The 23,340-nt window shown below is 65.1% G+C and carries 22 protein-coding genes; 16 read left to right on the top strand and 6 right to left on the bottom strand.

Going from position 1 to position 23,340, the window contains the following annotated elements; all coding sequences use genetic code 11:
• Position 1 precedes the first annotated feature (1 nt).
• The 11 genes from AC54AG_RS00675 (at position 2) to AC54AG_RS00625 (ending at position 14,445) form a co-directional block, all read left to right on the top strand.
• Positions 2-610, top strand: a complete 609-nt coding sequence (locus AC54AG_RS00675; RefSeq protein WP_496629711.1) for a chemotaxis protein CheB — start codon at positions 2-4, stop codon at positions 608-610.
• A gap of 106 nt (positions 611-716) precedes the next feature.
• Entirely contained in the window at positions 717-1,841 is a 1,125-nt protein-coding gene (locus tag AC54AG_RS00670) for a hybrid sensor histidine kinase/response regulator (protein WP_496629282.1), read from the top strand.
• On the top strand, positions 1,838-5,236 hold the full coding sequence (locus AC54AG_RS00665; protein WP_496629281.1) for a hybrid sensor histidine kinase/response regulator: 3,399 nt from the start codon (positions 1,838-1,840) through the stop codon (positions 5,234-5,236). Before AC54AG_RS00670 ends, AC54AG_RS00665 begins: the two co-directional genes overlap by 4 nt.
• A 50-nt stretch (positions 5,237-5,286) precedes the next feature.
• Complete coding sequence (locus tag AC54AG_RS00660; RefSeq protein WP_070303540.1) at positions 5,287-5,685, top strand: MAPEG family protein; 399 nt, start codon at positions 5,287-5,289, stop codon at positions 5,683-5,685.
• A 116-nt stretch (positions 5,686-5,801) separates the two neighbouring features.
• Positions 5,802-7,472, top strand: a complete 1,671-nt coding sequence (locus tag AC54AG_RS00655; RefSeq protein ID WP_496629710.1) for a RecQ family ATP-dependent DNA helicase — start codon at positions 5,802-5,804, stop codon at positions 7,470-7,472.
• A gap of 90 nt (positions 7,473-7,562) precedes the next feature.
• Positions 7,563-8,603 carry a ligase-associated DNA damage response exonuclease gene (locus AC54AG_RS00650; RefSeq protein WP_496629280.1) on the top strand — a complete coding sequence of 347 codons (1,041 nt, stop codon included), beginning with the start codon at positions 7,563-7,565 and terminating at the stop codon, positions 8,601-8,603.
• The gene (locus AC54AG_RS00645) at positions 8,596-10,227 is read left to right on the top strand and encodes an ATP-dependent DNA ligase (protein ID WP_496629279.1); all 1,632 of its coding nucleotides are present in this window, start codon (positions 8,596-8,598) and stop codon (positions 10,225-10,227) included. Before AC54AG_RS00650 ends, AC54AG_RS00645 begins: the two co-directional genes overlap by 8 nt.
• A 7-nt stretch (positions 10,228-10,234) precedes the next feature.
• Positions 10,235-12,700, top strand: a complete 2,466-nt coding sequence (locus AC54AG_RS00640; RefSeq protein WP_496629278.1) for a ligase-associated DNA damage response DEXH box helicase — start codon at positions 10,235-10,237, stop codon at positions 12,698-12,700.
• Positions 12,697-13,383 (top strand): ligase-associated DNA damage response endonuclease PdeM, encoded by a 687-nt coding sequence (pdeM, locus tag AC54AG_RS00635; protein WP_496629277.1) that lies wholly within the window; start codon positions 12,697-12,699, stop codon positions 13,381-13,383. The genes AC54AG_RS00640 and pdeM overlap by 4 nt, the downstream gene beginning before the upstream one ends.
• Before the next feature lie 205 nt (positions 13,384-13,588).
• On the top strand, positions 13,589-13,948 hold the full coding sequence (locus AC54AG_RS00630; protein WP_034750907.1) for a KGG domain-containing protein: 360 nt from the start codon (positions 13,589-13,591) through the stop codon (positions 13,946-13,948).
• Between the two features lie 233 nt (positions 13,949-14,181).
• Positions 14,182-14,445, top strand: a complete 264-nt coding sequence (locus AC54AG_RS00625) for a hypothetical protein (RefSeq protein WP_175560434.1) — start codon at positions 14,182-14,184, stop codon at positions 14,443-14,445.
• 15 nt (positions 14,446-14,460) lie between these two features.
• On the opposite strand, the gene AC54AG_RS00620 is transcribed toward AC54AG_RS00625, so the two are convergent.
• Positions 14,461-15,054: a DUF2239 family protein gene (locus AC54AG_RS00620; protein ID WP_072452435.1), complete on the bottom strand. Its 594-nt coding sequence runs from the start codon at positions 15,052-15,054 to the stop codon at positions 14,461-14,463.
• Positions 15,055-15,138: 84 nt separating this feature from the next.
• Positions 15,139-15,636: a pyridoxamine 5'-phosphate oxidase family protein gene (locus AC54AG_RS00615; protein WP_072452437.1), complete on the bottom strand. Its 498-nt coding sequence runs from the start codon at positions 15,634-15,636 to the stop codon at positions 15,139-15,141.
• A gap of 263 nt (positions 15,637-15,899) precedes the next feature.
• Between AC54AG_RS00615 and AC54AG_RS00610 the strand changes: the two genes are divergently transcribed.
• Genes AC54AG_RS00610 through AC54AG_RS00590 form a run of 5 tightly spaced genes read left to right on the top strand, consistent with a single transcriptional unit; the run spans position 15,900 to position 20,378 of the window.
• Positions 15,900-16,553, top strand: a complete 654-nt coding sequence (locus tag AC54AG_RS00610) for a PepSY-associated TM helix domain-containing protein (protein ID WP_496629276.1) — start codon at positions 15,900-15,902, stop codon at positions 16,551-16,553.
• A 31-nt stretch (positions 16,554-16,584) separates the two neighbouring features.
• The gene (locus AC54AG_RS00605; protein ID WP_070303571.1) at positions 16,585-17,100 is read left to right on the top strand and encodes a DUF2271 domain-containing protein; all 516 of its coding nucleotides are present in this window, start codon (positions 16,585-16,587) and stop codon (positions 17,098-17,100) included.
• Positions 17,101-17,110: 10 nt separating this feature from the next.
• Entirely contained in the window at positions 17,111-17,935 is an 825-nt protein-coding gene (locus AC54AG_RS00600; protein ID WP_496629275.1) for a DUF4198 domain-containing protein, read from the top strand.
• Positions 17,936-17,961: 26 nt separating this feature from the next.
• Positions 17,962-19,002 (top strand): FAD:protein FMN transferase, encoded by a 1,041-nt coding sequence (locus AC54AG_RS00595; protein WP_496629274.1) that lies wholly within the window; start codon positions 17,962-17,964, stop codon positions 19,000-19,002.
• A gap of 11 nt (positions 19,003-19,013) precedes the next feature.
• Positions 19,014-20,378: a sulfite reductase subunit alpha gene (locus tag AC54AG_RS00590; RefSeq protein WP_496629273.1), complete on the top strand. Its 1,365-nt coding sequence runs from the start codon at positions 19,014-19,016 to the stop codon at positions 20,376-20,378.
• Between the two features lie 15 nt (positions 20,379-20,393).
• On the opposite strand, the gene AC54AG_RS00585 is transcribed toward AC54AG_RS00590, so the two are convergent.
• The 4 genes from AC54AG_RS00585 to AC54AG_RS00570 form a co-directional block, all read right to left on the bottom strand.
• Entirely contained in the window at positions 20,394-21,623 is a 1,230-nt protein-coding gene (locus AC54AG_RS00585; RefSeq protein WP_319991026.1) for a DUF2325 domain-containing protein, read from the bottom strand.
• 38 nt (positions 21,624-21,661) lie between these two features.
• The gene (locus AC54AG_RS00580; protein WP_496629272.1) at positions 21,662-21,988 is read right to left on the bottom strand and encodes a hypothetical protein; all 327 of its coding nucleotides are present in this window, start codon (positions 21,986-21,988) and stop codon (positions 21,662-21,664) included.
• 85 nt (positions 21,989-22,073) lie between these two features.
• On the bottom strand, positions 22,074-22,271 hold the full coding sequence (hemP, locus tag AC54AG_RS00575) for a hemin uptake protein HemP (RefSeq protein WP_034750559.1): 198 nt from the start codon (positions 22,269-22,271) through the stop codon (positions 22,074-22,076).
• A 251-nt stretch (positions 22,272-22,522) separates the two neighbouring features.
• Positions 22,523-23,329: a Crp/Fnr family transcriptional regulator gene (locus tag AC54AG_RS00570; protein WP_034750901.1), complete on the bottom strand. Its 807-nt coding sequence runs from the start codon at positions 23,327-23,329 to the stop codon at positions 22,523-22,525.
• Positions 23,330-23,340 lie beyond the last annotated feature (11 nt).

The following is a 23,340-nucleotide window of genomic DNA, read 5'->3' as shown; positions in this document are numbered from 1 at the left end:
CATGCTGCCAGGCTGCGACGTCGCGCCACCGCCCGCCGGCCTGCGCCTGATCGCCATCGGCGCCTCGGCCGGCGGCGTGGAAGCGCTGGGCATCGTGCTGCGCGCCTTGCCCGCCACCTGCCGCGCGGCCGTCGTGGTGGTGCTGCATCTGGCGCCGGGCCGCTCGAGCCAGTTGCCGCAGCTGTATGCGGAACGTTGCCAGCTGCCTTTGCGCGAGGCGCAGGACAAGGAACCGCTGCAAGCGGGCGTCGTGTATTTCGCGCCGCCCGACTACCACCTGCAAGTCGAGCCCGATGGCTTTTTTTCCCTGTCGCAGGAAGCGCCCGTGTATTTTTCGCGCCCGTCCATCGATGTCTTGCTGGAAACGGCGGCGCTGGCTTACCGGCGAACCATGCTGGCCATTATCCTGACGGGCGCTTCGGCCGATGGCGCGGCGGGCCTGGCGCGCGTGCGGCAGCTGGGCGGTAGTGCCTGGGTGCAAGACCCGCAGCGGGCCAGTTGTGGCATCATGCCGGCGGCCGCGCTCAAGCTGGCGGGCGCCGACCGCGTGCTCGATTTGCCGCAGATGGCCGCCAGCCTGGCATTGCTCGGCGATGGCGAACACAAGTGAATGAGAGTGGTGTAGTGCGTGTAATATATGTGAGAATTGAAACAATGTTGATGTTCATATCGAAACACGATGGCATCTTGCCGTTGCGATGCCTGAAGATGATTCCGTGACCGCACCTATCCATATCCTCGTCGTTGACGACATCGCGCAAAACCTGGTCGCCGCCGAAGCCGTGCTGGCACGGCCCGGTATTGTCATCCTGAAAGCAAGCTCGGGCGCGCAAGCGCTGGAATTGCTGTTGACGCATGAAGTGGCGCTGGCCCTGATTGACGTGCAAATGCCGCACATGGATGGTTTTGAGCTGGCCGAGCTGATACGCGGCAGCGAGCGCACGCGCAGCATTCCCCTGATCTTCCTGACGGCGGCGTCGCGCGAACCGAGCTACAGCTTCCGCGGCTACGAGGCGGGCGCCGTCGATTTCCTCTACAAGCCCATCGACGTGAAGGCCTTGCAAAGCAAGGTGGCCGTGCTGGTCCAGCTGTACCAGCAGAAACGCGAATTGTCGGCCCAGCTCGACGAGCTCAAGCATGCCTTGCACCTGAATGAACTGTTCACTGCCGTGCTGGGCCACGACTTGCGCACGCCCTTGTCGGTGGTGATGAACGGCGCCATGCTGTTGCCGATGATGAGCGACCACCCGAAGGTGATCGTCACGGCGCAGCGCATCGAAAGCAGCGCCAAGCGCATGGGGCGCATGGTCGACCAGCTGCTGGACCTGGCGCGCATCCGTTCCGGCACGATGGAGTTGCGCAGCAGCACGCACGACTACCTGGCGCTGGCGCGCGCCATCGTCGAGGAATTCGAGACGGCGGGCCAGGCGCCGCTGGTCGAGGTCGACAGCGCGGGTAATCTGCACGGGCAAGGCGATGCGGGTTTGCTGTCGCAAGTCATCTCGAATCTGTTAAACAATGCCATCACGCATGGCGAGCCGGGCACGCCCGTGCAACTGGACCTCGATGGACGCGCCGCCGACCATATCGAGTTGCGCATCGCCAATCGCGGCGCCATCCCGGCCGCCTTGCTGCCGACCCTGTTCGAACCATTCCAGCAGGCGGGCGAGAAGCGCAGGACGGGACAGGGCCTGGGGCTGGGCTTGTACACGGTCAACATGTTCGTCAAGGCCCACGGCGGCACGGTCGAGATCAGTTCGACGGCCGCGCAGGGCACGCTGGCGACCGTGCGCATCCCGCGCCAGTGCCAGGTGCGCGTGCAAGCGGGATTGGTTACATGAGCGCGCCAGCCTGGCCGCGCGGCGGCGGCAATATGGGCGAGCTGGTGCGCCAGCGCGACTGGTCCGCCACCAGCCTGGGCCCGCTCGATGGCTGGCCCGCCCATTTGCGCACCAGCGTCGACATCGTGCTCAATTCGCCGATGGCGATGGTGCTGATGTGGGGCCCGCAGCACGTGATGATTTACAACGACGATTACATCCAGATCGCAGGCGAGCGCCATCCTGCCGCGCTGGGCGGCACGGTGCCGGCCATCTGGCCTGAAATCTGGGGCTGGAATGCGCGCATCCTCGAAACGGGGTTCCGCGGGGAAACACAGGTGCACCGAGAATGCTGCTTGCCGCTGTTGCGCGGCGGACAGCGCACCGACGTCTGCTTCGACCTGTTTTATACGCCCGTGCATGGCGACGAGGGCCAGGTGGACGGCGTGCTGTGCACGGCACTGGAATTGACGGCGCGCATGGAAGAAGGGCGCCAGCTGAAGCTGGCCACGGCCGAGCTGGGCAAACTCAACACGACCTTGCAGGCCGAGAGCGAGGCCGTGCGCGCGGCCAACCGCCGCCTGGGCGAGGAACGCGCGCTGCTGCGCGCCCTGTTCCAGCAGGCGCCCAGTTTCATGGCCATGCTGCGCGGGCCGCGGCACGTGTTCGAGCTGGCGAATGAACATTATCTGCGCCTGGTCGGTCACCGCGATCTGCTGGGCAAGACAGTCGAAGCGGCCTTGCCTGAAGTCAAGGAGCAAGGTTTCATCGAACTGCTCGACCAGGTCTACCGCACGGGCGAACCGTACGAGGGACGCCAGGTGAAGGTGGATTTGCAGACGGCGGACGGGCAGACGGGCCAGCGCCAGATCGACTTCGTCTACCAGCCCATCAAGGATGACGAGGGCGCGGTCACGGGCATCCTCGTCGAAGGCATCGACGTCACCGAACGCATGGAAGGCGAGGAGCGCTTGCGCCTGGCCCAGCAGGCCGGCGGCATCGGCACCTTCGAATGGTTCCCCGAGACGGGCGCGATGCTGGTGTCGCCCACCTTCCGCCGCCTGTGGGGCATTGCCGACGAGGTGGAAGTGACGGAACGCTTGCTGGTGAGCCTGGTCGATGCGCGCGACCAGCAAAAGGTCGGACCGAGCAAGCTTGCTGTGGCGCCCAATCCCCTCGAATACGTGGAGTACCGCATCCGCCGCCCGGCCGATGGCGCGCTGCGCTGGATCGCGCGCCAGGGCGAGGTGGTGGCAGGCCGCGTGCCGGGCCAGCGCCGCTACGTGGGCGTGTCGTTCGATGTGACGGAGCGGCGCCAGATCGAGGATGAACTGAACGCCAGCCAGGAGCGCATGGCGGCCATTTTCGGCCAGGCCTCGGTGGGCTTGTCCGAACTGGGCCTCGACGGCAGCTTCCAGAGGGTCAACGGCGCCCTGTGCTGCATGCTGGGCCGCTCGGCCGAAGAGCTGTTGAGCCTGAACATGAACGACATCATGCATCCGGCGGACGTGCCCGGCAACAGCGTGCTGTTCCAGCGCCTGGTGGAAACGGGCGAATCGTTCTCGCTGGAAAAGCGCTACCTGAAGCCCGACGGCTCGCAAGTGTGGGTGTCGAGTAATGTCAGCCGTCTGGTTGATGAACAGGGACAGACGCGTTCCTTGATCGCCGTCAAGACGGATATCACGGACCGGCGCCGCGTGGAAAAAGCGCTGCATGAATTGAACGAAACGCTCGAGCACCGGGTCGAACAGGAGGTCGGTGAGCGCACGAAGGCGGAAGACGCCTTGCGCCAGGCGCAAAAGATGGAAGCCGTGGGCCAGCTGACGGGCGGCATCGCGCACGATTTCAATAATGTGCTGCAAATCATTTCCGGCAATTTGCATTTGCTGCAGCATTTGGCGGGCACGGATGGCGTCATGCGCCAGCGCCTCGATACGGCGATTGCCGCCGTCGAGCGGGGCGCCAAGCTGTCGTCGCATCTGCTGGCGTTTGCCCGGCGCCAGCCTTTGCAACCGGTGGTGGCCGACCTGGCGCGCGTGGTGCGCAACATGGATGCGCTGCTGCGGCGCGCCCTGGGCGAAGCGATCGACATCGTGCTGGTGGGCGGCGGCGGGTTGTGGAATACCCTGGTCGACCGCGGCCAGATCGAGAACGTCATCCTGAACCTGGCCATCAATGCGCGCGACGCCATGGATGGCGTGGGCAAGCTGACCATCGAGCTGGGCAACGTCGTGCTCGATGAACAGTATGTGCACAACCTGGTCGACGTGCCTGCCGGCCAGTACGTGATGCTGTCGGTGACGGACACGGGCCGCGGCATGAGCGGCCCCGTGCTGCAGCGCGCGTTCGAGCCGTTCTTCACCACCAAGCCGGAAGGCGCGGGCACGGGCCTGGGCTTGTCGATGGCGTATGGCTTTGTCACGCAAAGCCGCGGCCATATCCGTATTTACAGTGAACCTGGCGTGGGCACGGGAGTCAAAATCTATTTACCCCGTTCCCTGATGGCGGAAGCGGACGAGGAACTGGAACTGAGTGGCGTCGTCACGGGCGGCACGGAAACGGTGCTCGTGGTGGAAGACGACGTGGGCGTGCGCACCACCGTCGTCGATATGCTGGGCGCGCTCGGCTACAAGGTGCTCAAGGCTGAGGATGGCGAAAGCGCGCTGGCCGTGCTGCATAGCGGCGCGCAGATCGACTTGCTGTTTACGGACGTGATCATGCCCGGTCCCGTCAGCAGCACGGAGATGGCGCGCCAGGCGCGCGAGTTGCAGCCCGATATCGCCGTCTTGTTTACGTCGGGCTACGCGCAGGATGTCATCGTGCACGAAGGCAGACTCGACGCGGGAGTGGAATTGCTCAGCAAACCGTACCGGCGCGAAGAGCTGGCGCGCAAGCTGCGCCATGTGCTGGCCAACCGCCAGCAGCAAATGCGCGCGCGCCAGTTTGAACGGTCCGGCGCACCGGTGGCCGGCACGCAAGCGGGTGGCGGCCTGGCGGCCAGCGTGCTGGCAGGCGGCACGCCGGGGCTGGACTTGACGGGGCATGCGCCAGAACCGCAGGGGGACATGCCGACATCGATGAAGATACTCGTGGTGGAAGACAATCTCGATTCGCAGCTGATGGTGTGCGAACTGGTGGGCATGCTGGGCCACACGGTCAGCGGCGTGTCCGATGGCGAGGCGGCGTGGAAATTGCTCAACGAGCAAGACTTCGATATCCTGTTTACGGATGTCAGCCTGCCCGGCATGTCCGGCATCGCGCTGGCGCGCATGGTGTTGCGCGATAAACCGGGCATGCGCATCATCTTTTCCACGGGCTATGGCAAGGAGTCGATGGATGAACTGGGCTTTTCCGCCAGCGTCTTGCGCAAGCCCTATGATTTGCTGGAGTTGCAAGCGGCACTCGACCAACCCTGACGGGCACGTGCCGGCATGGCTTGCCCGTCTCACTCTGCAGAGGCAAATGGATGACTCCTGAACTGACGATGCTGGCCTGCACCCTGGTGCTGGCGCTGGTGCAAATCCTGCTGCCCGCCCTGTTTCGCACGCGCGAAACGGGCACGGCCTATAACGTGAGCGCGCGCGACGGCGACGGCCCGCCCGTGGGCAAGATCACGGCCCGCTTGCGCCGGGCCCAGGCGAACCTGTTCGAAACCCTGCCCCTGTTCGCCGCCGCCGTGCTGATCGCCCACGTGACGGCGCAGGAAAGCGCGCTGACCCTGTACGGCGCCGCCCTGTACCTGGCCGCGCGCGTGCTGTACTTGCCCTTGTACGCGTTTGGCGTGCCCGTCGTGCGCACGCTCGTATGGTGCGTGTCGATTGCCGGCTTGCTGATGCTGTTCTGGGCCATCCTGTTTGCTTCCTGAATTCCTACGTCAGCTGTGGCGCCCGTCCTATGGCGGCGCGCCAGGCCCGGCCGTAAAGTAGCTGCACCCTGGCGCTGTGGCGCCGGCATGGCGGTTTTACTTTTAGGATGGCAATGATGCTTGCTTCGCTGAACAAGTCTGGTCGACACATCCAGCGTCTGCTGCGCTCGGTATTTGGCGTGGCACGGCTGCGCACGGGCCAGCAGGAAGTCATCGACAGCGTGCTGGCCGGGCGCGATACCCTGGCCATCATGCCCACCGGCAGCGGCAAGTCCCTGTGCTACCAGCTGCCCGCCGCCCTGTTGCCCGGCGCCACCCTGGTCGTGTCGCCGCTGATTTCGCTGATGAAGGACCAGCTGGAAAAGCTGCACGAACTGGGCATCACGGCCGTGCAGCTCAACAGCAGCCTGTCGCGCGCCGAAGAGGACGACGCTATCGCCCGCATCGCCCAGGGCGGCAGGCTGATCATTTTTTGCACGCCGGAACGCCTGGCGATGCCCGAGTTCCTGTCCTTGCTGGCCAGCGCGCCGCCCAGCCTGGTCGTCATCGATGAAGCCCATTGCATTTCCCAGTGGGGCCATGACTTCCGTCCCGCCTACCTGGAAATCGCGGCCGCCCTGCGCGCGCTGGGCCGTCCGCCCGTGCTGGCGCTGACGGCCACGGCCACCGGGGAAGTGATAGCCGATATCGACGCGCAGCTCGAAGCGCGCAAGCTGCAGGTCATCAACACGGGCATCTACCGCGCCAATTTGCGCTACCGCGTGATCCAGGTCACGAATGCGGGAGAGAAACAGGACGAAGTCTTGCGCCTGCTGCGCGAGACGCCCGGCGTGGGCATCGTGTATGCGGCCACCGTCAGAGCTGTCGAGGATCTGGCGGCGCGGCTGGGCGAATTGGGCGAGAGCGTCACGTGCTACCACGGCAAGCTGGCGGCGCGCGAGCGCAAGCATAACCAGGACTTGTTCATGAATGGCGAGCGCCGCATCATGGTCGCCACCAACGCGTTCGGCATGGGCATCGACAAGCCCGACACGCGCTTCGTCATCCACTTGCAGGTGCCGGCCAACCTGGAAGCGTATTACCAGGAATCAGGCCGGGCAGGGCGCGATGGCTTGCCCGCCGACTGTACCTTGCTGTACTTCCTGGAAGACAAGCGGGTGCAGCAATTCTTCCTGGCCAAGCACTATCCCACGGCCGAAGAACTGGCCGCCATCGTGGCGGCCGCGCAAGAATTGCCTGCCACGTTCGCGTTCGCCGCCCTGGCAGCGCGCCTGCCCGAGTTTTCCGACGGCCACTTGAAGGTGTGCCTGAAACTGTTAAAAGACGGCAAGCTGCTGCGCCAGGACCGCAAGCTCGGCTACCGCTTGACAGCCCAGTCGGCCGCCACGCCTGCGTATGCGCAGCTGTCGCAGATCTATGTCGACAAGCAGGAGCGCGACAAGCAGGCGCTCGAGCAGATGGTGGCGTATGCGCAAAGCGGCCTGTGCCGCTGGAAACTGCTGCTCGATTATTTTGGCGATGCCGGCGATTTCGAGCGCTGCTGCACCTGCGACAATTGCCAGTCGCCGCCCGCGCTGGCCGCGCCCATCAGCCTGGACGAATTCCCGCCCGCGCCTGCTGAAACGCCACCGCCAGCACCGGCGCCCCAGATCGCCGTCGGCAGCCGCGTGCGCGTGCCCCGCTACCAGATTGGCACCGTGCTGTCCGTGGCGGGCGACCAGGTCACCATTGCCTTTCCGGAAAACACCAGGCGTACCTTCATGGCCGAGTTCGTCGTCCCCGCGTGAAGCCATGGTGCGCTGCCGAACAGTGATTTGGCGCAAGAGCGCTAGAATCAGCCCATTCCAACGCGCTTTTTTTAAGGCAGGGGGCAGGGCATGGCAGACATGGTGGTGGTGCGCAAGGAAGGCTTGTACTGTGTGCCGGGGCAGTTCTACATCGACCCGTGGCGTCCCGTCGAGCGCGCCATCATCACGCATGCGCACGCCGACCATGCGCGTGTCGGGCATCGGCACTACCTGTGCGCCGCGCCCGGCGAGCAAGTATTGCGCGCGCGCCTGGGCGCCGTGTCCATCCAGGGCCTCGCGTATGGCGAGACCATCGAGCACCACGGCGTGCGCGTGTCGCTGCATCCGGCCGGCCACGTGCTGGGCTCGGCCCAGGTGCGCATGGAAGTGGGCGGCGAAGTGTGGGTGGCGTCGGGCGACTACAAGCTGCAGCCGGACCCCACGTGCGTACCGTTCGAGCCCGTGCGCTGCGATACCTTTATTACGGAATCGACGTTCGGCCTGCCCATCTACCGCTGGCAGGCGCCGCAGGAAGTTTATGACGACATCAACCAGTGGTGGCGCAGGAATGCGGCAGAAGGGCGCACCAGTGTGCTGTTCTGCTATGCCTTCGGCAAGGCGCAGCGCATCCTGGCCGGGCTCGATCCTTCCATCGGCCCCATCATCTGCCACGGCGCGGCGCAGGCCTTGACGCAGGTCTACCGCGAATCGGGCGTGGCCTTGCCCGCCACCGTGCTGGTGGGCGACGTGACGGACAAGGCGGCCCTGAAGACGGCGATGGTGATCGCGCCGCCGTCGGCCGCCGGTTCGCCGTGGATGAAGCGTTTCGGCGACTACAGCGATGCGTTCGCCAGCGGCTGGATGCTGTTGCGCGGCGCGCGCCGGCGGCGCGGCGTGGACCGGGGTTTTGTCCTGTCCGACCATGCCGACTGGCCTGGCCTGATGCAAGCGATCAAGGCCACGCAGGCCGAACGCATCATCGTCACGCACGGCTCGATTCCCGTGATGGTGCGCTGGCTGCAGCAGAACGGCTGGCAGGCGGGCGGCTTCGAGACGGAGTATGGCGACGACGAGGCCGATGACGGCGTGCCCGGTGCGTCCACGGCAGCGGAGGACGTCGCCCATGCGTGACTTTGCCCGGCTGTACGCGGAACTCGACGAGACGACCTCCACCAGCCGCAAGCTGGCGGCGCTGCAAGCGTATTTTCGCGGCGCCTCGCCCGAGAATGCGGCCTGGGCCGTGTACTTCCTGGCCGGCGGCAAGCCGCGCCAGGCCGTGCCCACCAAGTTGCTGCGCGAGTATGCGACTGAGCGGGCGGGCCTCGACGCCTGGCTGTTCGACGAGGCCTATCACGCCGTGGGCGACCTGGCCGAAACCATCGCCCTGATCCTGCCCGCGCCCGCCAAACGCAGCGACGTCGGCCTGGCCGAGTGGGTCGAGCAGCGCATCGCACCGTTGCGCGGCGCGCCGCCCGAGACCATCCGCGCCGACTTGCTGGCCTACTGGGACGAACTGGAAACGCGCGAACGCTTCCTGCTGATCAAACTGATCGGCGGCGGCTTTCGCGTGGGCGTGTCCAAACTGCTGGTGACGCGCGCGCTGGCCTCCATCGCCGCCGTCGACAGCAAGCTGATCGCCCAGCGCCTGATGGGTTGGACCGATGGCAAGGTCAGCCCCACGAGCGCGGGCTTTCTCAAACTGATCGCCGCGCAGTCCGATGGCGAACATGCGCTGCGCGGCGGCCAGCCGTATCCGTTCTTCCTCGCCCATCCCTTGCAGGCGGAGCCGCAGAGTCTCGGTGATATCGGCGACTGGCTGGTCGAGTGGAAATACGACGGCATGCGCGCCCAGCTGCTGCGCCGCGAAGGCGTGAACTGGCTGTGGTCGCGTGGCGAGGAATTGATCACGGAGCGGTTTCCCGAGCTGGCGCAGCTGGCCTTGCCCGAGGGTACCGTACTCGATGGCGAAATCCTCGTCTGGCAGCCGGGCGACGTGCCGGCGCCGTTTGCCGATCTGCAACAACGGATGGGCCGCAAGAGCGTGTCGTCCAAGCTGCTGGCCGAGCTGCCGGCCGTGCTCGTGGCCTACGATGTGCTGGAACTTGATGGCGTGGACGTGCGCCAGCTGCCCCAGCTCGAGCGCCGCGCGCTGCTGGAAGCGGTAGTGGCCGGCGTGGCTTCTCCCGCGCTGCGTTTGTCGCCGCGCATAGTGGCGGCAAGCTGGGAGGCGCTGGCGGCCATCCGCGCTGAATCGCGGGCGCGCGGGGTGGAGGGCATGATGCTCAAGGCCATGTCTGCCGCGTATGGTGTGGGTCGCACGAAAGATGTGGGCACCTGGTGGAAGTGGAAGATCGACCCGTATTCGATCGACGCCGTGCTGATCTACGCCCAGGCGGGTCACGGCCGGCGCGCGTCGCTGTACACGGATTACACGTTTGCCGTCTGGGATGACGTTGAGGAAGGCGAGCGCAAGCTGGTGCCGTTCGCCAAGGCGTATTCGGGCTTGACGGATGCGGAGATCGGCCAAGTCGACGCCGCCATCCGCAAGACGACGATAGAAAAATTCGGCCCCGTGCGCAGCGTCAAGCCGACGATGGTGTTCGAGATCGGCTTCGAAGGCATCGCCGCGTCCAGCCGCCACAAGGCGGGCATCGCCGTGCGCTTTCCCCGCATCCTGCGCCGGCGTGACGACAAGGCCATCGCGGATGCGGACACGCTGGCCACGCTGAAGGCCATGCTGGTCCAGGCCACATGAGCAAGCGATGAGCAAAAGCGCGCTGGCGCAGCGCATTGATGCGTGGTTTGACGCGCGCGGCTGGGCGGTGTTCCCATTCCAGCGCGCCGTCTGGCGCGCGGCCGCACAGGGGCAATCGGGTTTGCTGCATGCGAGCACGGGCTCCGGCAAGACCTACGCCGTCTGGTTCGGCGCCTTGCTGCGCGCCGAGCGACTACAACGCAAGGGACGAAAGCAGGGCTTGCGCGTGCTGTGGATCACGCCCATGCGGGCGCTGGCGGCCGACACGGTGCGCGCGCTGCAAGCCTCGGGCGCGGAGCTTGCACCGGGCTGGCGCATCGAGGCGCGTACGGGCGACACGAGCGCCGCGCAGCGGGCGCGGCAGGCGAAGGCCTGGCCCGAGGTGCTCGTCACGACGCCGGAAAGCCTGTCCTTGATGCTGAGCCAGGCGGATGCCCGCGAACGCTTCAGCCTGCTGGAAACCGTGATCGTCGATGAGTGGCATGAATTGATGGGCAGCAAGCGTGGCGTGCAGGTGCAGCTGGCGCTGGCTCGCTTGCGCCGCTGGCATGGCGCATTGATGACGTGGGGCCTGTCAGCCACCCTGGGTAATTTGCAGCAGGCGCAGGACGTCTTGCTGGGCGAGGAAAGCACCGGCGTGCTGGTCGAAGGCAAAGTCAAAAAGCGCATCCTCGTCGACAGCCTGATTCCCGTCAACCCCACGCGCTTTCCCTGGGGCGGGCATTTGGGCATCCAGATGCTGCAACCGTTGATCGCCGAGATCGAGGGCAGCGCCACCACCCTGGTGTTTACCAACACGCGTTCGCAGGCCGAGCTGTGGTACCAGCACCTGCTCGATGCGCGGCCCGACTGGGCGGGACTGATCGCCCTGCACCACGGTTCGCTGGACCGCGAAGTGCGCGAGTGGGTCGAGCAGCACCTGAAAACGGGCGAGCTGAAAGCCGTCGTGTGCACGTCCAGCCTGGACCTGGGCGTCGATTTCCTGCCCGTCGAGCGGGTGCTGCAGGTGGGTAGCGCGAAAGGCATCGCGCGCCTGGTGCAGCGGGCCGGGCGCAGCGGCCACGCGCCGGGCCGCATTTCGCGCGTCACCCTCGTGCCCACCAACAGCCTGGAATTGCTGGAAGCGGCCGCTGCCCGCACTGCCCTGGCGCAAGGCCACCTGGAAGCGCGGCCCGTGCCGGACAAGCCGCTCGACGTGCTGGTGCAGCACCTGGTGACGATTGCGCTGGGCGGCGGTTTCCAGTCTGCCGAGCTGTACGCGGAAGTGCGCGCGGCCTGGTCCTACCGCCACCTGACCCCGGACGAGTGGCAATGGGCGCTCGATTTCGTCGCGCGCGGCGGGCAAAGCCTGACCGTGTATCCGGAATACCGCAGAGTGCTGCCGGACGAGGAGGGCGTGTACCGCGTGCCGGACGTGGCGCTGGCGCGGCGCCACCGCATGAGCATCGGCACCATCGTCTCGGAGGCGGCGATCCAGGTCAAGTTCCTCGGTGGCGGCCGCATCGGCAGCATCGAGGAATCGTTCATCGCGCGCCTGAAGCAGGGCGACCATTTTTTGTTTGGCGGGCGCATCCTGGAATTCGTGCGCGTGCACGAAATGACGGCCTACGTGCGGCGCGCCACGGGCAGCCGCGGCGCCGTGCCGCGCTGGCAGGGTGGCAAGATGCCGCTGTCGTCGGAACTCGCGCATGCCGTGCTCGACCAGTTGCAACTGGCGCAGGAAGGCAAGGCCAGCGGGCCGGAAATGCGCGCGCTGGCGCCGCTGCTGGCCATCCAGCAGGCATGGTCGAGCCTGCCCACGCGCGCGGCCCTGTTGGTGGAAACCTTGTCCAGCCGCGAAGGCCACCACCTGTTCGTGTATCCGTTTGCGGGACGCTCCGTGCACCTGGGCTTGGCGTCCTTGCTGGCCTACCGCATCGCGCGCGTGCAGCCGGCGACCTTGTCGATCGCCGTCAACGATTACGGCTTTGAATTGCTGGGCGCGGACGACATCGATTTTGCGCCGCTGTTGACGGGCGCCAGCGGCGCCGACCTTGCCCTGTTCAGCACGGACAATCTGCTCGAGGACGTACTGGCCAGCCTGAATGCGACGGAGCTGTCGCAGCGGCGCTTCCGCGAAATCGCCCGCATCGCCGGCCTCGTGTTCCAGGGCTATCCGGGCCAGCCAAAAAGCGCGCGCCAGTTGCAGGCCTCGTCCTCGCTGTTTTTTGAAGTGTTCCGCAAGCACGATGCGGCCAATCTGCTGCTCACGCAGGCGCAGCGCGAAGTGCTGGAACAGGAACTGGAATTGACGCGCCTGCGCACCACCTTGCGCGAGCTGCATGGACGGCGCATTTCCCTGCAAGCGCTGGAGCGGGCCTCGCCATTTGCCTTCGGCCTGATGGTCGAGCGCTTCCGCGAACAGCTGACGACGGAAAAGCTGTCGGACCGGGTGGCGCGCCTGGTCAGTGCGCTGGAAAAGGCGGCCGCATGAGCGGCCAGCAAGCGCACTGCGTGGTGGAGCTGGCTGGCGAGATAGTCTGGCTGCTGGCGCACAAGGCCATCTATTGGCCGGCGCGCAAGATGCTGGTCGTCGCCGACATCCATTTCGGCAAGGCGGCCGCGTTTCGCGCGCTGGGCGTACCCGTGCCACGCGGCACCACGACGCAAAACCTGCTGGCGCTCGACGCCTTGCTGGCCAGTTACGCTTGCGAGGAAATCGTCTTTCTCGGCGACTTTCTGCACGCGCGCGCCGCCCATGCGCCCGCCACCGTGGCGGCCATGCTGGCCTGGCGCGCGCGCCATCGGGACCTGCGCCTGACGGTGGTGCGCGGCAACCACGATGCGCATGCGGGCGACCCGGCCGCCACGCTGGGAATCCGCATGGTCGACGAACCGCACCAGGTGGGCAAGCTGTCGTTTTGCCATCATCCGGATACGGTGGCGCCCGGCTACGTGCTGGCTGGCCACGTGCATCCCGTGTTCCACTTGCGCGCAGCAGGGACGGGACGACATGGGGGTAGCTTGCGCCTGCCGTGTTTCCTGCTGGGGCAGGAACGCGCCATTTTGCCCTCGTTTGGCGCCTTCACGGGCGGCCATGCGGTGCGGCCAGCTGCTGGCGAGCGCGTCTACGTGACGGCCGACGCGGCGATTTTTCCGCTGCCCGCTAACTGCTGAGTGTCTGGTACTTTTGGTGGAAAACTAAAAGTAACTACGCTACCGTAGGCGGGACTCATCCTACATGCGCTCTTGCCATCCTCCTATTTCTTGTGGCCCATGCGCGCACTAAGATGACGGTTCCCTTGCCATGCGAGGGGGAAGATTTGCATGGTTTGCATTGTTTTTTGCATTGTTTCTGATTCCATCGATCAAGGAGATCATCATGGCCACATCGAGCGACAATAAACAGCAAGGTAATAAAACCAGTAGCAGTAGCAGCGGCGGCAACAAGCAAAGCGATACCAGCAAACGGGGTTTCGCTTCCATGGACCCCGCCCAGCAGCGTGAAATCGCCAGTGAAGGCGGACGGGCCGCACATGAAAAAGGCACGGCCCATGAATTCACGTCCGAAGAGGCCCGCCGCGCAGGCAGCCAAAGCCACAAGAACGATGCCAACCGGCAAAGCGCCTCCAGCTCCAGCGGCTCGCGCGACAATGCCAGCATGAACCAGGATGGCGGCCGCGACAGTGGCAACAAGCAAAGCGGCGGTTCCGGTTCCAGCTCGGGGTCGCGCAACAAGTAGTGACTGGCAAGCAGTAGCACGTTGCAAGTAGCAATGGGCCCTGGCCGGCGGGAGGCAGGCACGCCGCTGGCCAGGGCCGCGCTTGTTTGGCTACCGCTGGCTAGCGAAAATTTTGATGCATTGCAGCAGGCATGGACTATGATGAAATAGCTGCGCCGGCCACGGCCCACGCGCAGTCAACGCAGTGAACGCAGTCAATCCGCACTCACGTACTCACGATCAGGGAGAAGATGATGGGCAACTCCACTACGCCGCAGCCCGGCAATAGCCAGGGCGGTGCGCCGTCCATGGCAGGCAGCAAGCAAAGTACGGCCGAGTCGGGCGAAAACTTTGTGCTGGTCGATAGCGAGCAAGGCCTCGATATCGGCGACGATCTGTTTTCCATCGGCGAAGTGCGGCGCGCCGACCGCTTGCCCCATCACCAGGCCGGCTCCGCCGGGCAGAGCCGGCAGAGCGCCGACGATGCGCCCGATACCACGGGCAGCACGGGCGTCTGATCTTTCCACCGTCGCTTAATCTTCGGACCATCCCCGCTGGGCCAGCCGCGAGACGTGTTCGCGCACATCGGCTGGCCAGTCCTGCACGCATGCGAGGAACGCCGGCTGCTTGCCGGCGAACAGGGCGCGGCTCGCTTCCTCGAAGCCGGGCGCGTCGCCTGCCAGCGCATTCATGACTTTATAGGCCGCTTCGCGTGCCTGGCGCTGCTCATCGTGCGCCTTGTTGCCGCGCTGCGCGTGTTCCACCAGTTTGCGCAAGGCCACGGAAGCACCACCCGGCTGCGTTGCCAGCCATTCCCAGTGACGCGGCAGCAAAGTGATTTCGCGCGCCACCACGCCCAGTTTCGGCCGGCCCGCCGTGCGCGCGGGAATGTCTTCCTGTGGCGCCGGCGTGGCCGCGCGTGGCAGGCGCTGCAGCACGTCGGCCAGGCTGCCATGCAGGTTCAGGTCGACCTGGCTGCCGCTGGCGTCGTCGAAAATCAGGATCTGCGCATAGGGTTCGCGCGTCACCAGTTCCTTCAGTGTTTGCGCCACGGCGTGCAAAGAGCCGGCGGCCACTTTGCGTTTGCCGGCGAAGGCCGTGAGCTCGGGTATTGCGGGGGTATGCATGTCTTGCCTCCATGGGGAATGCAGGCAATTTTACCCGGGTCAAATTGAAAGTCAATAACACCCGGGTAAAATAGGAAAAATCTGCTACAGATCGACCCGGCCGTGTTCGCCCATGTCTTTCGGCGGCTCGCCCGTGATGGCGGCCTTGGCCATTTCATAGAATTGCATCATCTTGCTGGCGCTGCTATCCCAATATTCGGCCGACTGTATCGTCACCTTGATCAGCGACAGTTTCGGATCGTCGAGTCCGCCCGGGAACCATGCTTTCACCAACGGGTTCCACAATTCCTCCGCCTTGGCGCGGTCTTTCAGCAGCTGCGCGTGGCCGCAGACGGACACATACAGGCTGTCGCCCGTGTCGACAAAGCTGACGTTGACTTGCGGATTGTTCAGCAAGTCGCGCGTGTAAGCGGCATCGTCCGAGACAAAAAACCAGATTTGCCCTTCGCTGTCGACCTGCTGCTGCGTCAACGGCCGGCTGGTGAGCGTGCGCATGTCGTCGCTGGTGGTCAGCATGCCGAATTTGACGTCCTTGATCTTGGCCGCGATGTTGGCCAGTTGTTCGCTGGAATACTGTTGCATGTGCTTGCTCCTGTTTGATTGTCCTGAACAACAGCATAGGCGGGTGCTGCAAGCGGCTCTGTACGGCAGCTTACGTAGCAGGCCAGCTTTGTTTCAAAGCTGTTACAAAACGCTGGTCCGGCGGGGCGCCCCATGTATTGACTTAATAAATGATAATCATTATCATTTGTTTGAAAATATGAGCATGCACTTTGATTGAAGGATGGGAATGAAGCACACTGACTTGTCGCGCCACCTGGCCCGCTCCTTGCCGGGAGCGCTCAATGGCTGATGCGGGCGCCGCAGACAAGGCCAGGAACAACGCCAGCCGCGCCGTCTGGCTGAAGAACTTGCATCAATGGCACTGGATCAGCTCGGCGCTTTGCCTGCTGGGCATGTTTCTGTTCGCCATTACCGGCATCACCCTGAACCACGCCGGCCAGATCGAATCCAAGCCGGCGATCACGCGCCAGAAGGCCGAGCTGCCGGCGCCCCTCGTCACGGAACTGGCCGCGTATGCCGCCAAGCACGACGGCGCCAATGCGCCGATGCCGGCCGCCGCCGAAGCCTGGCTCAAGCAGCAATGGTCGCTCAATGCGGGCGGGCGTCCCGCCGAATGGTCGGTCGACGAAGTGTATCTGCCGTTGCCCAAGGCGGGCGGCGACGCCTGGGTGCGCATCGGCCTCGAAGACGGGGCCGCCGAATATGAATTGACGGACCGGGGCTGGGTGTCCTGGCTCAATGATGTCCACAAGGGCCGCAACACGGGCGTGGCCTGGAGCTGGTTCATCGACATCTTTGCCGGTGCCTGCATCGTGTTTTGCCTGACGGGATTATTGATTTTGAAGTTCCACGCGGCCAACCGGCCATTTACCTGGCCGATGGTGGGCCTCGGTATCTTGATACCTTGCGCGATCGCCTTGCTGTTTATCCACTGATGTTTTTATTTTTCCTTTTTACAGGCACACCATGAAATTACGCTACTCCCTGGCGCTTGGCCTTCCCCTGATCGGTACGTCGGCGATGGCTGCCGACCTGTCCCTCAAGATTGAACTGCCGCAACTGAACGTGGCGGAATACCACCGTCCCTACGTGGCGGCGTGGCTGGAAACGGCGGACCAGAAGGTCGTTGGCAACCTGGCCGTGCTGTATGACGTGAAAAAGAAGGACAAGGCCGGCGAAAAATGGCTGAAGGACATGCGTCAATGGTGGCGCAAGAGCGGCCGCGACCTGGCCATGCCTGTTGACGGCGTCAGCGGCGCCACGCGCGCACCCGGTGAACATACCTTGACGTTCCCGGGCGCCAAGGCCTTGCTCGACAAGCTGCCGGCCGGCGAATACCAGGTCGTCGTGGAAGCGGCGCGCGAAGCGGGCGGACGCGAACTGGTGCGCGTGCCGTTCCAGTGGCCGCTGAAATCGGCCCAGTCCGTGCCTGCCAAGGGCAAGGAAGAACTCGGCAATGTCGTCGTCCAACTCAAACCATAAGGCGCACATCATGTTCAAGCAATTCAACAAAACCCTGATCGCTGTGGCCCTGGCCGGCCTGGCCATGAACGCCCACGCCCACCGCGGCTGGATGGTGCCATCGAGCACGATGGTGGAAAGCAAGGATGCCTGGGTGACGGTGGACGCAGCCGTCTCCGACGGCCTGTTCGAGATCGACCACCAGCCGTTGCGTCTGGATGCGCTGCAAGTGACCGGTCCGGATGGCGCGAAGGTCACGCCGGCGAACACCGTCACGGGCCGTTTGCGCAGCGTCTTCGACGTAAAAATGGAAAAGCCGGGCACGTACAAGGCGGCCATCGTGTCGCAAAACGTGATGGGCAGCTACAAGCTCAATGGCGAGCAGAAGCGTTTCCGCGGCAATGAAGAGACGTTCAAGAAGGAAGTGCCGGCCGACGCGCAAGAGCTGAAAATCACGCGCACGGCAGCGCGCCTGGAAACTTTCTTCAGCAATGGCGAAACCAGCACGGAAGTGTTCAAGCCGACCGGCGTGGGCCTGGAACTCGTGCCCGTGACGCACCCGAACGACTTGCGCGCGGGCGAGAAAGCCACGTGGCGCTTCCTCGTCGACGGCAAGCCGGCGGCGAACCAGGCGTTCAGCCTGGTGCCAGGCGGCGTGCGCTACCGTGGCGTGCTCGGTGAAATCCGCCAGAGCACCGATGCCAAGGGCGAGATCACGTTCACTGTGCCGGCGGCCGGCATGTATTACCTGAGCAGCACCTGGCCAGCGGCCGCACCGGCCGTGGCCGGCCAGCCGCCGGTGATGCCCGAGCGCCGCATGACGTACGCGGCCACCGTGGAAGTGCTGCCGCAGTAAGCGGCGGCATCGTCACGAGAGCGCCGATGCGCCGGGTCCTGCTGCCGCAGCATATTTCCGATCAGGCCGCGCCGCCCGGCGCCGCGATCCGGGACTTGCGCGGCTTGTCCATGGGCACCAGCTGGTCGGTGCGCCTGCTCGAGTCCGCCATGCCGGGACGCGCGGGCAGCGCCGACTTGCAGCAGGGCTTGCAGCAGCAGCTGGACCTGGTCGTCGCGCAAATGAGCCACTGGAACGACGAGTCCGACCTGGGCCGCTTCAACCGGGCCGGGCCAGGCAGCTGGCACAGCCTGCCCGCCGCGTTTTGCGAGGTGCTGGGCTTTGCCATGCACGTGTCGCAAGCATCGGGCGGCGCGTACGACCCGTGCGCGGGCGCCCTCGTCAATCTGTGGGGCTTCGGTCCCCGCCACCGTTACGATGAACCGGGCTTTTTGCTGCCAAAAGACGATAGCGTGGCCCTGCTGCTGGCGCAAGGCCAGCGCCGCCGCCTGGAGCTGGACTTGCCGGCGCGCCGCGCGCGCCAGCCGGGCGGCTTGCAGCTCGATTTGTCCGCCATCGCCAAGGGCTATGGCGTGGACCGCCTGGCACGCTACCTGGACAGCCAGGGCATCCACCATTACCTGGTCGAAGTCGGTGGCGAGCTGCGCGGCGCCGGCAGCAAGCCCGACGGCCAGCCGTGGTGGGTCATGCTGGAACAGGTCGATGGCGCCGCCGATAGTGCCGATCATGCGCAGCATCCGGCGGAAATGCTGCTGGCGCTGCACGGCTTGTCCGTGGCGACGTCGGGCGATTACCGGCGTTTCTTCAAGGACGGCACGGTGCGTTTCTCGCACACCATCGATCCGCGCAACGGCATGCCGATCGCCAATCAACTCGCTTCCGTCACCGTCGTGCATGAGCAATGCATGGCGGCCGACGCCTGGTCGACGGCCCTGACCGTGCTGGGTGTCGAGGCCGGCATGGTGCTGGCGGAAGAACAGGGCCTGGCCGTGCGCTTTGTGCAGCGCGACGGTCACGGCTACCATGAAACGCTGAGCAGCCACATGCTGGCCATGCTCGACGAATGAACGATTAATCCATGATTTTTACGCACGATACGACGCGGCTGGCCTTGCTGGCCGCCCTGTCCCTCAGTTATGCGGGCGTGTGCCTGGCGCCCTGGCTGCGCGCGCGCGCCAAGCGCCGCACGTCCGACGCGGCCAAGGCGGCGCTGGCCAACAGCCGTCCCTGGCTGGTGGCGTATGCGAGCCAGACGGGCAATGCCGAGGAACTGGCCACGCAAACGGCGCAGAGCCTGCAGCTGGCCGGCATCCCCGTGCGCCTGTGTGCGCTGGCCGAAGTGACAGCCGCTGATCTGCAACAGGCGGAACGGGCCTTGTTCCTGGTCAGCACGTATGGCGAAGGCGACGCGCCCGACAATGCGGCCGCCTTCATGGGCCGATTGATGACGGGTGAGATTGCGCTGCCGCAATTGCACTATGCCGTGCTGGCCCTGGGCGACCGCAGCTATGGCCAGTTCTGCGGTTTCGGCCGCGCGCTCGATGCCTGGCTGGCGGCGCAGGGCGCGTCGCGTCTGTTCGAACGCATCGAAGTCGACCGCAGCGCCAGCGCCGCCATCGAGCAATGGTTCCAGCACCTGAGCCACCTGGCCGGCACCAGCGATGCGCCGGACTGGAGCGCGCCCGCGTTTGGCGACTGGCGGCTGACGCAGCGCCGCCACCTCAACCCTGGCAGCGCGGGCGGCGCCATTTATCACGTGGAACTGGCGCCCGTGGCGGGCGCCTTGCCGGAGTGGCAGTCGGGCGACCTGGTGCAGGTGACGGCGCCCGCCGACCCATCGCAGCCGCGCGAATATTCGATCGCCTCGATCCCGCGCGATGGCGGCGTGCACTTGCTGGTGCGCCAGCATGCGCATCCCGATGGCAGCCTGGGCCTGGCCTCGGGCTGGCTCACGGCGCAGGCCAAGGTCGGCGACGTGGTGCAGCTGCGTTTGCGCCAGCACCGGCGTTTCCGTCTGGAAGACAATGCCCAGCGGCCATTGATTTTGATCGGTAACGGCAGCGGCATCGCCGGCTTGCGCGGACATTTGAAAAGCCGCGTGCTGGCAGGGCAGCGGCGCAATTGGCTGATCTTTGGCGAACGCAATGTGGCCCACGATTTCCATTATCGCGAAGAGATTGAAGGCTGGCACGCCAGCGGCGACTTGCCGCGCCTGGATCTGGCGTTTTCGCGCGACCAGGCGGAGCGGACCTATGTGCAGGACCGCCTGCGCGGCAATGCCGATGAAGTCAAGCTGTGGCTGGAGCAGGGCGCGGCCATCTATATTTGCGGCAGCCTGGCCGGCATGGCGGGCGGCGTCGACCAGGCGCTGCAAGAGATCCTGGGCCGGCCCGCGCTCGATGCGCTGGCAGCTGAAGGGCGCTACCGGCGCGACGTGTATTAATACGGAGGGGACTGCTTACGGCTGGATATCGGCCAGCGGCGCCGTGTCCATGTCGCCGCTCACTTCCTGCAAGCCGCGCGCCAGACTGGAGATGCTGGGGTTGTCGATGAAGACGCAGCGTTTGCCCGTGCGCTTGCAATAATCCTTCACGCGCCAGTAGGCGCTGTGGCTGATGCAGCCCGTCTGGCAAATCACCAAGTCGGCCGCCGCCAGGCTCGAGTCGAGCAGGTTGGCATTGTCTTCCAGGCCCCCGTCGTGGTGGGCGAACTGCGCGCCCACTCGCTCGATCAGGGCGCGGTAGGTGGCGACATTGCCGCTGCGTCCGCCCACGCACAAGACGCTTTGGTCGACGAGGCGGATCGGCATTTTGAGCTTGCCGCTGGTCGGCACTTCCAGCTTCGGCGCCGGTGGCGGCGCGACAGCGGCCGGGCGCGGCTGGGCCTGTTTCAATTCCGCGATTTGCTGGCGCAATTCCTTTTCGCGCTCATCCATTTGCGCCAGGCGTTCGACCAGGCGCGTGCGCGATTCCAGCGCGGGGATGGCGGCCTGCAATTGCGCCAGTTCCGCGCGCAAGCCGTCGATCACGCTATCCTTGCCGATGGCCTCGGCACGCGTGCGCAGCAGCACGGCTTCCTGGCGTTCCAGCTCGCCCGTCTTTTCCATCAGTGCTGCCTGGCTGCGTTGTTGCAGCTTGGCCAGTTCCTGTGTCAGGCGCGCGTTTTCTTCCTGCAAGGCCGTAAATTTACCCATGTCGGCGCGCACGCAGGCGCCGGCCTGGTGCTGGATCATGTGCAGGTCGCGGCACATCTGCTCTTCCAGCTCGGCATCGCAGCGCGGGTGCGTCAGGCCGGCCCAGAAAGCGCCCGACACGTCGCCGTTGGCGACGGCCGTGCGCCACAGTTGCGCTACCTGCTCCGTGGTCTTGGCGCCGCGAAAGCGCAGGATCACGGGAGCGTAGCGGCGTTCGAGTTCCTTTTGCAGCGCTTCGGACAGGCGGTTGCGCGCGCCGCATTCCGTCACGGCGCCCACGTGCACTTCGTAGTCGTCGGCCAGCACGCGTCCGCCCGTCATCTTGCCTACCAGCTTGCGCAGGTAGCCCAATGGCAGGCCCACGCCCACCAGCGGGCAATGGCAGGTGTGCGACAGTTCCCACAGCCGGCGGCGGCGCGAAGCGAGCGCGGCCGTTTCCGTGTCGGCGTGGGCGCAATTGCTGATGACGGGCAGGGACTGGTCTTTGTCACACATGGCGGTATCCTGTTAGGCGGTGGAAATGTTGAAGAGAACTATTGCGGCAGGGGCGAAGCGGGGCGCCTGGCGCTCAGCATGCGTGCCAGGCGATCCAGCAAGGTGGTCTTCGGCGGCGTGGGTTGGTGCAGTGCCACCAGGGCGGCCCATTGCTGTGACAGTTGCTGGCAAGTTGCTTGCAGCACGGGACTCAGGCCGGGTGAGCCGGCCAGCGCTTGCAGATGGCGTTCGATGACACCGGCCAGTTTCTCGCAGGGACTGCCCGCATGATAGTGCGACATCAGGTGCAGCACGGCCGATAGCAGCAATTCAGGCTGTTGGCTTTGCGGGGAAGAAAACATCGGGGAAGGTCGGTCGTGCGCCATCAAACACTCCTGTGCGGTGGTTTGGCTGGCTGCGCGCACGGGGCGCGACTGGCTGGCGAGTGTGGTGACTGGCTGCCGTGCTGCTTCAGGCAGTCAGGATCAGCTTGTTCAATTGGGTGACGCGCAGGCGATAGATCTTGCCGCTGTGTTCAATCTCCACTTCGCGGCCCTGCTGCAACAGGGCTTCGCTGGTGATGCGGCGCGCCGGCTGGGCCATGCTGACGGGAGGACGGACGTGGGCAGTAGCGGCATCCTGGATCAAGGCTGGTTTTGAGCTTTGCATGTTGGGCTTTCTTTATCTCAGTTGAGAATGATTCGTATTTGCATTATTGTTGAATGTGGCCCGAAAAGCAAGGCTTATTTGTGCGGAATCCGCGCTTTTTTATGGCAGCACGACGCCTTGGCCGACGAGGTCGTTCAAAGGCGGCCGCTGGCGCGGCGTGGAGGGGCGGTGGCGGCAAAAAAGACCCGGCAAGGCGGTGCGCGCCTTGGCCGGGTCAAGCCTGTGCCAAGCTGGAAGAAAGCGGGATGGCGTTAAATCGTGGCCAGCAATTGCGCCGAGGCAGTGGCGGCCGCAGTGGTGTCGGCCTTGAGCTTGGCGGCTGCCAGCTGCTTGGCGCGCGAGCGCGAAGGTGGCAGGCGGCGCAGGGTTTTCAGGGCGTCCGGATCCTTGATGCCGATGGTGCGCTGGTCAACCGAGATCAGGCCGATTTCATTGAAGGCGGATAAGGTGCGGCTCACCGTTTCCAGGGTCAGGCCCAGGTAGCTGCCGATTTCATGGCGCGTCATGCGCAGGTTGAACAGCTTGCTCGAGTAACCCATCTGCGCGAAGCGGTCGGCCAGCGAAACGAGGAAGCGCGCCACGCGGGCTTCGGCACTCAAGGCGCCCAGCATGCCGATCATCGCCTGTTCGCGCACCAGTTCGCGGCTCATCACGCCGTACATGACGTTTTCCAGTTCCAGGTGAACACGTCCCAGCGCCGTCAGCTTCTTGAACGGCAGCAGGATCAGGTCGCAGTCGGACAGGGCCACCGCTTCCGAGGAGTAATGGCGCGAGTGGATGCCGTCAACACCCAGCATGTCGCCCTTCATGGGAAAGCTCAGTACTTGTTCATTGCCGAATTCATCAATGAGCACGGTTTTCAGGAAGCCCGAATTGACGATGTACAAGGTGTCGAACGGCTGGCCGATGGTGTGCACGCGCTGGCCCGTCTTGAATTGCACGTGCTGGAACAGCAGTTCGTCGGCGGCGATGGTGCAGGCGCTGGAGATATGCAGCAGGTCGCACACCTCCTTCAGGTTCGACCAGAGCCGCCCCTGGCGCTGGCGCCCTGCTTCCATCGGAGAGGAGG

It is taken from the genome of Janthinobacterium sp. BCJ23, from assembly GCF_059617945.1.
This window is presented reverse-complemented; position numbering and strand designations above follow the sequence as displayed.